The organism is Terrabacter sp. Soil810 (assembly GCF_001429645.1).
Lineage (GTDB): Bacteria > Actinomycetota > Actinomycetes > Actinomycetales > Dermatophilaceae > Terrabacter.
The window spans coordinates 499,536-512,289 of sequence record NZ_LMSW01000014.1; the positions used below are offsets into that span (position 1 = coordinate 499,536).

Consider the following 12,754-nt stretch of genomic DNA (forward strand, 5'->3'; position numbering starts at 1 on the left):
TGCCGGGGACTGACACCGGAGGCCGATAGCGTTCTCGCCCGTGACCACGATCGACGACGTCAGGCAGGCCGTCCGCACCGCGTCCGAGGTGTCGCTCGACGTCGTGCTCGGGCCGATGAAGTCGGGCAAGAGCCTCGCGCTCATCTCGCTGCTGTCACCCCTGCAGTTCACGCGGGTGCGGCACCGCGTCTACCAGTCGGAGCGGCACGTCCGCGACAGCGGCGTGACGTCCCGCAGCGGCGGCGTGCTCGCGACGACGAAGGTCGAGAGCCTGCACGAGGCCCTCGACGAGCAGCTCGACGTCGTGGCCGTCGACGAGGTGCACATGTTCGACCTCGACGACGTCGCGGTCGTCGACCAGCTGTTGCGTCGCGGCACCCGCGTCGTCGTCGCCGGCATCGACCTCGACCACCGCGGCGAGCTCTTCGCGCCGGTCCGGGCGCTGCTCGAGCTCGGGCCCGACACCGTGACCTACCGGCGCGCGGTGTGCGACCAGTGCCGCGACTTCAGCGCCACGCACACGCAGGTGCTGCGCTCGGGTGAGCCGTTCCTCGACCACCTCGGCGGCTCCGAGGCGCTGCCCGACGACGGCACCTTCACCTACGAGGCCCGCTGCCGGTCCTGCTTCGTCCGACCTGCATCGTCCTGACGCGCCGGCTCGAGCCGCCGGGTCCGGCCAACGTCTCCGCGTCTGCCGCTGCCCGGGGTCACCGCTTCCGGGCGATGGTCAGGCCATCGAAGGCGGTCAGGACGACGGACTCGACGCGATCGTCGGAGACCACCAGGTCGTTGAAGGCACGCAGCGCGACGGTGTTCGCGTCCTCGGTCTCGGGATCGACGATCCGGCCGCTCCACAGGACGTTGTCCGCGAGCAACAGGCCCCCCGGACGAACCCGCGGCACCAGCTCGGCCCAGTAGGCGGCATACGCCGGCTTGTCCGCATCGATGAAGACCAGGTCGATGTCCGCCGCCGTCGGCAGTGCCCGCAGCGTGTCCAGCGCCGGCGCGATACGCAGCTCGATCCGGTCAGCCAGGCCGGCGGAGGCCCACGCCCGTCGGCCGATCTCGGTCCACTCTGCGCTGACGTCGCAACACAGCAGTGAGCCTCCCTCGGCCAGCCCCCGGGCGATGCACATGCTCGAGTAGCCCGTGAACGTCCCCACCTCGACGGCCCGGCGCGCGCCGATCAGTCGGGCGAGCAGGGTGAGCAGCTGTCCCTGGTCGTCGCCGATCTGCATCCCGGCCGCGTCCCCGAGCCCGGCCGTCTCCGCCTGGAGCCCCCGGACCACGGGATCGGGGCGCCAGGTGCCGTGAGCGACGGCGTAGGAGCGGATCGCGTCCGTCACCGGGAAGCTGCGCATCCTCGAACGCTACGCCCAAGGTCAGGGCCGCGCCCGGGTGATGGTCCCAGGCCGTTCGGCGACACACTGGCTGCATGGTCGAGGTCGATCCCGAGCGCTTCGAGGTGATGGTGGGCGAAGCGCTCGACGGCATACCCGGAGAGCTGGGTGAGCTCATGAGCAACGTGGCCGTCACCGTGCAGCACGACAGCGGGCCGCCAGGTCTTCTGGGGCTGTACCAGGGGGTGCCGTTGACGCGTCGGTCGGCGTTCTACGCAGGCGTCCTGCCTGACCGGATCACGATCTTCCGGCGTGCCATCTGTGCCGTGTGCACCAGCGACTCCGAGGTGGTCGACCAGGTTCGGCGGACGGTCATCCACGAGGTGGGCCATCACTTCGGGATCGGGGACGCCCGGCTGCGCGAGCTCGGGTACTGAGTGGGCAGGGATTCCCGGAAAGCAGCCATCGAGGCCCGGTCGCCGTCCTAACCTCGAATGGTCCACGATGACACCCAGGGGGTGGCGAGGATGGTCGGACGAAGGAAGCATGCGCTCATCGCGGCGTCGGCGCTGGTGCTGGTCACCGCCGGCCCGGCGGGGGCGGTCACCTTCTCGCCGGGAGCCCCCGGAGTCGGGGACCCGTACTTCCCCCAAGCCGGAAACGGCGGGTACGACGTCTCCAACTACTCGCTGAGCCTCGGCTACGAACCCAGCTCGAAGCAGCTCACCGGTACGGCTGTCATCACGGCCACCGCAACCCAGAACCTCTCGCAGTTCGACCTCGACCTGCGGGGCTTCACCATCTCCGGACTGCAGGTGAACGGTGCAGCCGCAGCCTTCGAGCGAGTGGGCGACCAGGAGCTCGTGGTCACCCCCAGCGACGGCCTTCGCGCCGGTCGGTCGTTCACGGTGTCGGTCACCTACGCCGGCACACCTCAAGCGGTGACCGACCCCGACGGGTCGATCGAGGGGTGGGTCCCGACGGATGACGGCGCCTTCGTCGTCGGGGAGCCGCAAGGCTCGCCGAGCTGGTACCCCGTGAACGACAACCCGCAGGACAAGGCGACCTTCGACTTCGGGGTCACCGTCCCCGAGGGCCTCACCGTGATGGCGAACGGCGTGCTCGTGTCGAGCCGGTCCACGGGGGGACGTACGACGTGGGTCTGGCGAGAGAGCGACCCGATGGCTCCCTACCTCGCCACGGCGACCCTCGGTCGGTTCGACCTCACGGTCTCACAGGTCGGAAGCATCCCCTCCTACGTTGCCATCGACCCGACCCTCCCCTCGGGGAACGTCTTCCGGAAGCTCCCGCAGATCGTCCAGTTCTACGAGTCGATCTACGGGCCCTATCCGTTCAATGCCGTCGGCTCGGTCGCGGACAACGCTCCGGAGGTGGGCTACTCCCTGGAGACCCAGACCAAACCGGTCTACGACCGGATGCCGGACGAGGCGACGGTGGCCCACGAGCTCTCGCACATGTGGCTCGGAGACTCGGTCACCCTCAGCCGGTGGCCGGACATCTGGCTCCATGAGGGTTTCGCGACGTGGTCGGAGTGGCTCTGGAGCGAGCACAACGGCCAGAAGAGTGCCCAGGCCTACTTCGACACCCTCTACAACACGCCCGCCTCGAAGACCTCGTTCTGGACACCGCCGCCCGGCAACCCCGGAGACGCGGCCCACCTCTTCGACGGGACGATCTACAACCGTGGCGCGATGACGGTGCAGGCGTTGCGGCAGAAGGTCGGTGACGACGCCTTCTTCCAGATCATGCGCACGTGGGTGAGGGACAACCGCTACGGCAACGTCACGACGTCCCAGTTCATCGCACTGGCCGAGCAGACCTCGGGGATGGACCTCGGTCACTTCTTCGACGTGTGGCTCTACCAGCCCCAGAAGCCCACGTCCTGGTGAGCCGTCCGTCCTCTCCGACCCCGGGGGCCGATGCCCTCACGACCCAGCCGGCCCGGTGGTGTCGCGCGGCTCGAGGATGACGACGGCCGTCTCGTGAGGGCGCCTGGCGGCGAACGCGTCGAGGTTTGTGTCGATCTCGGCCCAGCGGGCCCACAGCCGCTCGCGCTCCTCGCCCTGTGCGCGGCGTGCGCGGATCGGTCGCGCTCCGTCGCGGGTCCGGACGACGGCGTCCGGATGCGCCTGCAGGTTGAGCCACCACGCGGGCTCGGCGGGACCCCATCCGTTCATCGCCATCGTCACCAGGCTGTGCCCGTCGTCGACGTAGCCGAGGACGACCCGTCGCGGCTTCCCACTGCGTCGGCCGGTCGTCGTGAGCCACAGCGTCCCCCACCCGCCCGGTTTGGGTCTCCACAGACCGAACCGGCCGCCGGTCACGCGCAACACCGCGCGATGACCGTGCCAGAAGGCCACGATGAACCAGCGCGGCTGGAGCCGCGCGGGCCGACGACGCGTCATCGCCGCCTGAGCTTCACGTTCGCTGGACATGGTCACAGCGTGACCGCGCGGCCCCGGTCCGCGCCAGGGCCAGAAGTCCGCACTTCGGACCCTTTCTCGGTGGCCTGGTTGTCACCGGCTGTCGGTCATCGGGTCCTCGTCGGGCCTCATCGCCACGGTCGTGCGCCCCGGTGCCCAGTCGGCCTCACGTGAGCTCACGACGAGGTCGGCTCGCTCCCACGGTCGATCGCCGGCCAGGAAGGGTTCCTCGGCCGACATCCACTCGTCCCAGAAGCGCTCCGCCGCCTCGGGCGTCCGACCGAGCTCGACGTCGCGGCGCAGGCCGCGCTCACGCGCCTCGACGCGGTCCGACTGCACCCAGACGACCGCGTTCGCGTGGGTGGCCAGCGACGCGCGTCCCGCGCCGACCCCCTCGAGGACGAGCACGCGTACGTCCGCGGGCACCCTCACCGAGCCGTGGCGGTCGCGGGCGACCCAGCCCGGCGGGCGGTAGTCGACGTCCTCACCGCGTCGCCACGGCTCGATGACGTGCGGGACGGCGAGGTCGTCCCATGCGATCGCGTCGTGGTGCCACGCGAGGTCGTCGCTGTGCACGGTCACCCCACCGAGCAACGCGGCCGCGCGCTCGGCGAAGGTGGACTTGCCACTGCCGGAACGCCCGTCGACGAGCAGGACGCCCCGCCCTTCCGGGAGCAGGCGCGTCAGCAGCGCGGCGAGAGCGTCGTCACCGACGGGACGCCACGGCCCCGACTCGGTCTCCTCGGGGTGCAGCAGCATGCGGTCGAGTATGCCGTCGCGCCACCGTCCCGACCCGCGCACACTCCCGCTACCGTCCTGAGCATGAGCCGATCAGACAGCGCCGTCCACCTCGTCCGCACCGGCGCGCTCACCGACACCGCGCCGTACGCGTATGCCGCGGCGACCGACGCGGGCGCGCGGCTCGTCTTCGCAGCCGGGGCCTGCCCGCTCGACGATGCCGGCGCGACTGTCGCCCCCGGTGACATCGCGGCGCAGGCCAGGCAGTGCGTCGCCAACCTCCTGACCGCACTCGACGCTGCTGGCGCGACGATCGAGGACGTCGCCTACACGCGGGTCCTCGTGGCCACGACGGTCCGCGAGGACCTCGTCACGGCGTGGACGGTCGTCCACGACGCCTTCGGCGAGCACGAGGTGCCGAGCACCCTGCACGGGGTCACCGTCCTCGGCTACCCCGACCAGCTCGTCGAGATCGAGGCCGTCGCCGCCCTCAGGTGACCGGCCCGGGCATCTCGGGCTCGTGGGTGGTGACGATGTCGTTGGCGGCGGCCCAGGCGGTGATGTCGCGCTTCTCGATGGCGGTCGCCATGAGGTCGGGGAAGCGGTCGGGCGTGCACGCGAACGCCGGGACCCCGACGGCCGCGAGGGCCGCGGCATGGCCCGCGTCGAAGCTGGGCCGACCCGAGTCGCTGAGCGCGAGGAGCGCGACCATGGTCGCGCCCGACGCGACGATCGCGGACGCCCGCCGCACCATCTCCTCGGCGATGCCGCCCTCGTAGAGGTCGCTGATGAGCACGAGGATCGTCTCGGCCGGCTGCTCGATGAGCCCCTCGCAGTAGGCGAGCGCCTGGTTGATGTCGGTGCCACCCCCGAGCTGTACGCCGAAGAGCACGTCGACGGGGTCGTCGAGCTCGTCGGTGAGGTCGACGACCGCGGTGTCGAAGACGACGAGCCGCGTCTCGACCGACCGCAGCGAGGCGAGCACCGCGCCGAAGACGCTGGAGTAGACGACGGACTCGGCCATCGAGCCGGACTGGTCGATGCAGAGGATGATCCGCCGCTCGACCCGGTGCGCCCGCCGGGCGTGCCCGACGAGGCGCTCGGGCACGACCGTGCCGTGCTCGGGCTGGTAGTGCTTCAGGTTGGCCGCGATGGTGCGGTTCCAGTCGATGTCGGACGCCTTGGGTCGGCGGGTGCGGGACGCCCGGTTGAGGGCGCCGGTGACGGCCTGGACCGTCTCGGAGCGCAGCCGCTCCTCGAGCTCGTCGGTGACGACGCGGACGACGGCCCGCGCCGTGGCCCGTGACCGCTCGGGGATGACGCGGCCCAGCCCGACGAGCGTCGTGACGAGGTTGATGTCGGGCTGCACGGCCTCCATGAGCTCGGGCTCGAGCAGCAGCTGGGTCAGGCCGAGGCGGTCCATCGCGTCGTGCTGCATGACCTGCACGACCGACGACGGGAAGTAGCCACGGATGTCGCCGAGCCAGCGCGCGACGCGCGGCGCCGACGCCCCCAGGCCGCTGCGGCGCTCGCCGTCGTAGAGCTCGCGCAGGGCCTCGTCGCGCTTGAGGTCGTCGGCGTCGAGGCTCGCGCCCTCGCCGATGCCGTCGGACTGCTCGCCCCCGAGGACGAGCCGCCAGCGGGTGAGCCGGTCGCGGGTGAGCCGGTCGCGGTCGGTCACGACGCCACCTCCATGCCAAGCAGGCGGGCGACGGCGGCGATCGCCGGTGCCGCCCGGTCGAGGTCGAGCGAGTCGGTCGACGACGTGGTCGTACGCGTGCCGCTCGCGAGATCACGAAGGTGCGTCCCGATGAGGCGGCGTTCCGCGGGCTGGTAGCGCGAGAAGGTGCGGCGCACGAGGGGCAGGAGGTCCTCGAAGGCCTCCTCGGACGCGTCGACGAGCCACTCGTCGATGATCGAGAGGAGGTCGTCGCCGTGGACGAGGAGCAGCGCCTCTCCGGTGAGGAAGCCGTCGAGCCAGGCCGCCGCTGCGGGCGCGGGGGTGCCGGGTGAGAGCCGGCGGCTCAGGCGCGCCGCTGCCTCGTCGTGGGCGAGGTGCCCGCCGTCGAGCAGCAGCCGGTTGACGCGTCCGGCGACGGCGCCGTGGATGGTCTCGTCGCGGCCGACGGCCACGAGCGCCTCGGTCCACGGGTCGCGCAGGTCGTCGCGGTCGACGAGGGCCACGCCGCGGTGCGCTGCCTCGACGGCCGTGCGCATCGCGGCCGCGCTGTCGTCGTCGAGGCTGGAGCACGCGGCGCGGAGCCCGACGGACGTGCGCACGACGACGGTCTGGAGCACGTGGGCCACGTCGGCGACGTCGACCCCGCGCACGTCGCCGTAGCGGCACGTGCGGGCGAGCGGCTCGATCGTGCGGAGCAGGGCCTCCGTGTCGTGCTGCCGGGCCGTGCGCTCGGCCAGGGCGGCGACGACGGCGCGCAGTCCCTCGGGCAGGTCGGCGAGCAGGCACTCCTCGATGAGGCGGCCGAGCACGCCGAGGTCGGCCGCCTCGCGCGCGTCCTCGGCGATGCGGGACTCGGCGGCACTGCGCACCGTGGTGCCGTGGAGGCTCGCCTCGATGACGGCCACGGCCAGCTCGGGTGTCCACTCGAGCTGCCAGGCCTCCTTGAAGGTGCCCGTCGTGCGGCCGGCGTCGACCTGGGTGCCCCAGGGGACGTCGAGGACCGCGAGGCGGTGCAGCAGCACGGACCGGGCGAGCTGGGACTCCCGGCGCAGGTCGAGCTGCACGACCGTCGAGGTCGCGGACGCCTTGAGCCGCAAGGTCTTCTGCTGCTTGGCGAGGTCGCCGGCGAGCGGCACCATCGGGGTCGACTCCGGCACCCGGCCGAGCAGCTCACCGATGACCAGGGTGCGGTCGACGAGCCGGAGCGGCAGGTCGGAGCCGTAGGTGAGCACGGCGCGCGCGGCGTCCGTGAGCTCGGCGAGACCGACCGAGGGCCGGCCCCGCACGGCGGCCAGCGCACCCGCGAGACGGGTCGCCTCGACGACCGACGCCGTCGACGCGTCGAGGTTCTCGCCGCGCAGCGCTCGCGCGACGCGGACGAACCACGACGGCACGACCTCGTCCTCGCTGGTCACGAAGAGGTGGTGGTACCAGCCCGGCGAGCGGACCCCGGCGCCGTAGCCACTGGCGTACGACAGCCGCTCGGAGCTCCAGGGCGCCCACGTCGCGGCGACCTTGACCTTGGGCAGCTTGCTCAGCAGGGCGTTGTCGCGGCTGACCGGCGGGAAGGAGGACGGGTCCAGGGCGGGTGCGTGGTAGGCGCCGCACACGACGGCGACGCGCTCGCGGCCACCTCGCATCTCTGCGCGGATCACCTTGCGCATGAACGCCTCCCGTCGGGCGTCGTCGTCGACCTCGAGGTCACCCCGGACGCCCTCCATCGCCTGGCGCAGGTGGGCGAAGTGGGCGAGCGAGGACGTGCGGCGGTGCTCGACGGCGTCCTCCCACCAACGCTCGGGGTCGTCGTAGCCCGCGGCCGACGCCAGGGCCGAGATGGGGTCGACTCGCCGGCCCGGACGGCGGGGTGTGTCGTCCTCCGGGTCGCCGCCGGCGAGGTGGTGCGTCGCGGGCAGGTCGGCGAAACGGACGTCGACCCCGTGCTCGAGCGCCCACCGCAGCGCGACCCACTCGGGGGAGAACACGGCGAACGGGTAGAACGCCGCCCTCCGCGGCTCGTCGACGGCGTAGACGAGCCCGGCCACGGGGGGCACGAGGTCGGGGTCGGCGGCGAGCGGGACGAGGGCGTCGAGCTCGGGAGGGCCCTCGATGACGACGACGTCGGGCAGCAGCTCGTCGAGGGCACGCGCCACCGACCGCGCGGAGCCCGGCCCGTGGTGCCGGACGCCGAGCACCTCGACGCGGGGATCGCTCACGGGCTCAGCCGAGCTCGCGGCACGCGCGGTAGAGGTCGGTCCACTCGGTGCGGTCCTTGACGACGGTCTCGAGGTACTCATGCCAGACGATGCGGTCCTGGACCGGGTCCTTGACGACCGCCCCGACGAGGCCGGCCGCGACGTCGTCGGCGCGGACGACGCCGTCGCCGAAGTGGGCGGCGAGCGACAGCCCGTTGGTCATGACCGAGATGGCCTCGGCCGTCGACAGCGTCGCCGAGGGTGACTTCACGGTCGTGCGCTGGTCGGCGGTCACGCCGGAGCGCAGCTCGCGGAAGATCGTGACGACGCGCTCGATCTCGGCGAGGGACTCGAGCCCCGGGGGCAGGGACCGGCCGAGGGAGTCGACCCGGGTGCGCACGATCTCGACCTCCTGCGCCAGGGTGTCGGGGAGGGGCAGCACGAGGGTGTTGAAGCGGCGCTTGAGGGCCGACGACAGGTCGTTGACGCCCTTGTCGCGGTTGTTGGCCGTCGCGATGACGTTGAAGCCCTGCTGTGCCTGCACCTCGGAGTCGAGCTCGGGGATCGGCAGGTGCTTCTCCGAGAGGATCGTGATGAGGGCGTCCTGGACGTCGGCCGGGATGCGCGTCAGCTCCTCGATGCGCACGAGCGTGCCCATCTCCATGGCCCGCATGACCGGGCTGGGGACGAGCGCACCGCGGGTCGGCCCCTCGGCGAGCAGCCGCGCGTAGTTCCAGCCGTAGCGCAGCGACTCCTCGGGCGTGCCCGCCGTGCCCTGGACGACGAGCGTCGACGACCCGCTCACCGCGGCGGCGAGGTGCTCGCTGACCCACGTCTTGGCCGTGCCCGGGACGCCGAGGAGCAGCAGCGCCCGGTCGGTGGCGAGGGAGGCCACGGCGACCTCCATGAGCCGTCGCGACCCGAGGTACTTCGGCGTGATCTCCGTGCCGTCGTCGAGCGTGCCGCCGAGGAGGTAGGTCGTCACCGCCCACGGCGACAGCCGCCAGCGCGGCGGCCGCGGCCGGTCGTCCGACGCGGCGAGGGCAGCGAGCTCGGCGGCGTACTCGTCCTCCGCGTGTGCCCGCAGGACCATGGTGGGAGAGGGGGATTCGCTCATCTGAAGGCCTCGGTGATCGATCGCTTGACGGAGTGGAACTGGAGCAGGTTACGGAGGTTGGTCAGCAGGATCTGGTCGGCCCCGGTCGACTCGATCCAGCGCTCGAGGGGGTCGAGGGCAGCCGGGTGCAGCCCGGCGAGCAGGTGCGGCATCGACGCGACGACCATCGTCGACCCGACCTTCGACGCACGCAGGCGGGACACGAGCGCGACGCTGAAGTCGGCCGACCAGGGCGGGTCGACCGAGCCGACGACCGCCCCGATCTCGTGGGCGCGTTCGGACGTGGCGTCGACACGCCTCAGCACGACGCGTTCGCGCGGCTCGCGGGGCAGCGCGGGCACGAGCGCGGCGTCCCAGCCGCGCTCGAGCAGCGCGGCCGCCCACTCGGGGTCGCGGCGGGAGCGCGCCGCACGGCGTATGCCGGCCAGCACGTCCGTCGCCTGCGCGTCGGTGAGCCGCTTGAGGGTCGCTGACGGGTCGGCGCCGGCCAGCTCGACCCAGATCTCGAGCGGGGCACCCGCGCAGATCTGCTCGAGCCACCACCCACGTGCAGAGCGTCGGGGCGGGGGCTTGCCGAGACCGTCGCGCAGTGCAGCCGGGTCGGGCTCGTCGGGCAGCGTCACCTCGACGCCGCGGCCGAGCAGACCGGTGCGTCGGACGAGGGGACGCAGCCGGGCGGCCATGCGGGCGGCCCGGGCCGAGTCCGGCAGGGCGTCGAGCAGCTCGGCCGCGGCCTCGCGCACGGTGCCCGCACGGTCGTCGAGGCCGACCTCGAGGAGGGACTCGTCGTCGGGGCCGAGCCCGATGCGCAGCGCCTCGAGGTGTGCGCGACGGTCCCGCGCCGAGTCCGTGGACCACGTGAGGCGGACCAGCTCGCGGGCCGCTCCCGGGTCGTGGGCGCGGACCCCGGCGAGCACCGCGATGCGATCGGGCGAGGGCAGTCGCGCCCACTCGTCCGGGTCGGGCGCCGTGCCCTCGGTGCGAGAGGCGGTGCGCGCCTCGGCGCCCGCCGCCGCCCCTTCGACCCACGACCACTCGTCGCGCAGACCCGCCAGCCAGCGTCCACGCTCGTCGAGCACCGCGGCCGTCGGGCGGCGCAGCTCGCGCGCCCCGGTCGCCAGGGCGAGCAACGTCGGCAACAGGGCGTGCGGCACGCGGCAGCCGGAGTCGTCGGCGGCCTGCAGCCAGTGGACGAGCAGACCGGTGCGCTGCGCCGCCCCGGCCGGCGGCTGGGTCATGACGAGCTCGAGGAGCTGCACGGCCAGTCGAGGGGAGACGGGACGCCGGTCGTCGGGCGCCGCGTCGGGTGGGTCGGCGTGCTCGAGGCGGCGCCCGGCCCGCAGGGCCGCACCTCCGAGCGCGGCGGCGTCGAGGAGGGCCTCCTCGCGGGGCCTCCCTTCAGCGGAGGCCAGCACCCCGGCCCGGCCGAGGTCGGGCAGCGGTGGCACCGGTCGCCGCGCCGTGCCGAGGAGCGCCGCGTTGCCGACGTCGCGCCACCACGTGTCGAGGTCGCTCACAGGCCCACCACCTCGCCGTCGACGACGACCGTGAGCGGCCGCAGCCGCGACTCCTCGAGCTCGCCGAAGAGGCGCGCCGGACCGCCCCCGGTCAGGGCGAGCAGCGACCACACGTCGGCGTCGTCGGTGAGCGCCACGCTCGCCCCGTCCCCGTCGACGACCCGGTCGACGCCGACCCGCACGTCGGAGAGGACCACGGGGATGCGGCGCGCCCACGGGTTGAGGCCCCAGGCCTCGGCCGCCGCCGACCGCGCGTCCTCGAGTGACGCACCGGACGGCATACCGACGCCGCTGTCGGCGACGGCGGGCTCGTCGACGAAGAGGGCCCGGCGCACCGCGGCGCCCGGGTAGCGGGCGAGGGTCGCGTCGAGGCTCGAGCCGACGACGCGCGCGACCGGAAGCACCTGACCCCCCGCCGCGAAGTCGAGCACCTGCACCGTCTCGCGGGTCGCGGCGCCGCGCAACCAGGTCCGCTGCTGCTGGAGGCGGCCGTCGTCGGTGCGGTGGGCACCGAGGACGAGCCAGCGGTCGGTCACGGCGTCGGCCCGGCGCACCGACTCGGTGGTCGTCGACCAGCCGAGGTAGGCCCGCAGGTCGCCCAGCTGCGCCTCGTCGAGTGACGCGCGGGCGGACCAGGCCCGGGTGGCGGTCCACCACCGGCCGAGGGCGACGAGCAGGCGCTCGGCCCAGTCGGGTCGCCCGCTCACGGCGCCGCCGACGGAGCGCACGTCGTCGGCCAGCCCGGGCAGCTGCGCGTCGACGAGGCGCGCGGCCGTGCCGTCCCACCACGCGTAGGACTGGTGGCGCGCGGCCGCCGTGCCGCTGCGGGCGAGGTCGGTGAGCCAGCGCGCGAAGTCGTCCATGCCGTCGTCCATGAGGGTCAGCCGCTCCTCGAGCCGCTTCGCCGCCGCCACGGGGTCAGGCGTCCGCGTCGGGCGCGCGGCGTCCCCCGCGGCCTTCGCCCCTGCACGCGCCGACCGCTCGGCCGCCCACTCCAGCGCGAACCCCGCCGCCTCGGCGGCATCCGCGACCGAGCCCGACCCGTCGACCCACAGCAGCAGGAGCGCGAGCCCGTGCTTGCACGGGAACTTGCGACTCGGGCACGAGCACCGGAAGGCAGGGCCCGTGAGGTCGATGCTCACCTGGTAGGGCGTCTTGCCGGAGCCCTGGCACTTGCCCCAGAGCAGCGTCTCGGTGGACCCGGTGTCGGACCACGGGCCCGGGCGCGCCAGCCTGCGGGCAGCGGCCAGCGACGATGCGTCGGGAGCCAGGCCGGCCACCTGCTGGGAAGTCCATCGCGTCATGACTCGCACATCATGACCGACACCTCCCACACCCGGGTGGACGGGCGTATGCCGTGTCGACGGGTGCGCGTGTCCGGTGCCCAGCGCCCGCTGCCCGGGGTCAGGCCTCGCCCCCCGAGCTGCGGGTGCGGTCGGCGTCACCCTCGCGGACGAGCCGCTCGAGGTGCGCCAGCACGTTGGCCCGCTCGAAGCGCCGGTGGCCGCCGGGCGTCCGGGTCGACGGCAGGAGGCCGACGCGCGCCCAGCGCGTGATGGTGGCCGGGGATACCCGGAAGATGCGGGCGACCTCGTGCGGTGCCATGAGCTCGCGGTCGTCGTCGGACCCGTGCCGTCTCGTCATGCTGTTCGTCTCCCCCGTGTCGCGCGCCCCCCGGCACGATGGTGACGAACTTACCCACAATGGGTCCTCTTTCGGGCAGTT

Annotated in this window: 13 protein-coding genes; 4 read left to right on the plus strand and 9 right to left on the minus strand. The window is 73.2% G+C overall.

Annotated elements, in window-relative coordinates:
* The first annotated feature begins 40 nt into the window (after nt 1-40).
* The gene (locus tag ASG96_RS20660) at nt 41-649 is read left to right on the plus strand and encodes a thymidine kinase (protein WP_082588614.1); all 609 of its coding nucleotides are present in this window, start codon (nt 41-43) and stop codon (nt 647-649) included.
* 58 nt (nt 650-707) lie between these two features.
* On the opposite strand, the gene ASG96_RS20665 is transcribed toward ASG96_RS20660, so the two are convergent.
* Nucleotides 708-1,361, minus strand: a complete 654-nt coding sequence (locus tag ASG96_RS20665; protein WP_057589174.1) for an O-methyltransferase — start codon at nt 1,359-1,361, stop codon at nt 708-710.
* A 74-nt stretch (nt 1,362-1,435) separates the two neighbouring features.
* Between ASG96_RS20665 and ASG96_RS20670 the strand changes: the two genes are divergently transcribed.
* Both ASG96_RS20670 and ASG96_RS20675 read left to right on the plus strand, forming a co-directional pair.
* Nucleotides 1,436-1,777, plus strand: coding sequence for a metallopeptidase family protein (locus tag ASG96_RS20670; protein ID WP_056755235.1), 342 nt, complete (start codon nt 1,436-1,438; stop codon nt 1,775-1,777).
* 90 nt (nt 1,778-1,867) lie between these two features.
* Nucleotides 1,868-3,250 carry a M1 family metallopeptidase gene (locus ASG96_RS20675; RefSeq protein ID WP_057589256.1) on the plus strand — a complete coding sequence of 461 codons (1,383 nt, stop codon included), beginning with the start codon at nt 1,868-1,870 and terminating at the stop codon, nt 3,248-3,250.
* Nucleotides 3,251-3,286: 36 nt separating this feature from the next.
* Here the strand turns inward: ASG96_RS20675 and ASG96_RS20680 are convergent, their stop codons facing one another.
* Nucleotides 3,287-3,796, minus strand: coding sequence for a nitroreductase/quinone reductase family protein (locus ASG96_RS20680; protein ID WP_235509244.1), 510 nt, complete (start codon nt 3,794-3,796; stop codon nt 3,287-3,289).
* A gap of 81 nt (nt 3,797-3,877) precedes the next feature.
* Nucleotides 3,878-4,543 (minus strand): uridine kinase, encoded by a 666-nt coding sequence (locus ASG96_RS20685; protein ID WP_200962731.1) that lies wholly within the window; start codon nt 4,541-4,543, stop codon nt 3,878-3,880.
* A gap of 63 nt (nt 4,544-4,606) precedes the next feature.
* Here ASG96_RS20685 and ASG96_RS20690 point away from each other — a divergent pair, with 63 nt between their 5' ends.
* Complete coding sequence (locus tag ASG96_RS20690; RefSeq protein WP_057589177.1) at nt 4,607-5,020, plus strand: RidA family protein; 414 nt, start codon at nt 4,607-4,609, stop codon at nt 5,018-5,020.
* Here ASG96_RS20690 and ASG96_RS20695 read toward each other — a convergent pair.
* The 6 genes from ASG96_RS20695 to ASG96_RS20720 all read right to left on the minus strand — a co-directional run bounded on the left by ASG96_RS20695 (nt 5,013) and on the right by ASG96_RS20720 (nt 12,673).
* Nucleotides 5,013-6,203, minus strand: coding sequence for a VWA domain-containing protein (locus ASG96_RS20695; protein WP_057589178.1), 1,191 nt, complete (start codon nt 6,201-6,203; stop codon nt 5,013-5,015). The two genes, ASG96_RS20690 and ASG96_RS20695, sit on opposite strands and share 8 nt — an antisense overlap.
* Nucleotides 6,200-8,416, minus strand: coding sequence for a DUF5682 family protein (locus tag ASG96_RS20700; protein ID WP_057589179.1), 2,217 nt, complete (start codon nt 8,414-8,416; stop codon nt 6,200-6,202). Before ASG96_RS20700 ends, ASG96_RS20695 begins: the two co-directional genes overlap by 4 nt.
* Nucleotides 8,417-8,420: 4 nt before the next feature.
* On the minus strand, nt 8,421-9,512 hold the full coding sequence (locus tag ASG96_RS20705; RefSeq protein ID WP_057589180.1) for an AAA family ATPase: 1,092 nt from the start codon (nt 9,510-9,512) through the stop codon (nt 8,421-8,423).
* On the minus strand, nt 9,509-11,029 hold the full coding sequence (locus tag ASG96_RS20710) for a DUF5691 domain-containing protein (protein WP_057589181.1): 1,521 nt from the start codon (nt 11,027-11,029) through the stop codon (nt 9,509-9,511). The genes ASG96_RS20705 and ASG96_RS20710 overlap by 4 nt, the downstream gene beginning before the upstream one ends.
* Nucleotides 11,026-12,333, minus strand: a complete 1,308-nt coding sequence (locus ASG96_RS20715) for an SWIM zinc finger domain-containing protein (RefSeq protein WP_057589182.1) — start codon at nt 12,331-12,333, stop codon at nt 11,026-11,028. Before ASG96_RS20715 ends, ASG96_RS20710 begins: the two co-directional genes overlap by 4 nt.
* Before the next feature lie 100 nt (nt 12,334-12,433).
* Entirely contained in the window at nt 12,434-12,673 is a 240-nt protein-coding gene (locus tag ASG96_RS20720; protein ID WP_056755259.1) for a helix-turn-helix domain-containing protein, read from the minus strand.
* Between the last annotated feature and the right edge of the window lie 81 nt (nt 12,674-12,754).

Coding starts and splice junctions, on each gene's coding strand:
- ASG96_RS20665 (WP_057589174.1), bottom strand. CDS start 1,361: ATGCGCAGCTTCCCGGTGACGGACGCGATCCGCTCCTACGCCGTCGCT.
- ASG96_RS20670 (WP_056755235.1), top strand. CDS start 1,436: ATGGTCGAGGTCGATCCCGAGCGCTTCGAGGTGATGGTGGGCGAAGCG.
- ASG96_RS20675 (WP_057589256.1), top strand. CDS start 1,868: ATGGTCGGACGAAGGAAGCATGCGCTCATCGCGGCGTCGGCGCTGGTG.
- ASG96_RS20680 (WP_235509244.1), bottom strand. CDS start 3,796: ATGTCCAGCGAACGTGAAGCTCAGGCGGCGATGACGCGTCGTCGGCCC.
- ASG96_RS20685 (WP_200962731.1), bottom strand. CDS start 4,543: ATGCTGCTGCACCCCGAGGAGACCGAGTCGGGGCCGTGGCGTCCCGTC.
- ASG96_RS20690 (WP_057589177.1), top strand. CDS start 4,607: ATGAGCCGATCAGACAGCGCCGTCCACCTCGTCCGCACCGGCGCGCTC.
- ASG96_RS20705 (WP_057589180.1), bottom strand. CDS start 9,512: ATGAGCGAATCCCCCTCTCCCACCATGGTCCTGCGGGCACACGCGGAG.
- ASG96_RS20715 (WP_057589182.1), bottom strand. CDS start 12,333: ATGACGCGATGGACTTCCCAGCAGGTGGCCGGCCTGGCTCCCGACGCA.
- ASG96_RS20720 (WP_056755259.1), bottom strand. CDS start 12,673: ATGACGAGACGGCACGGGTCCGACGACGACCGCGAGCTCATGGCACCG.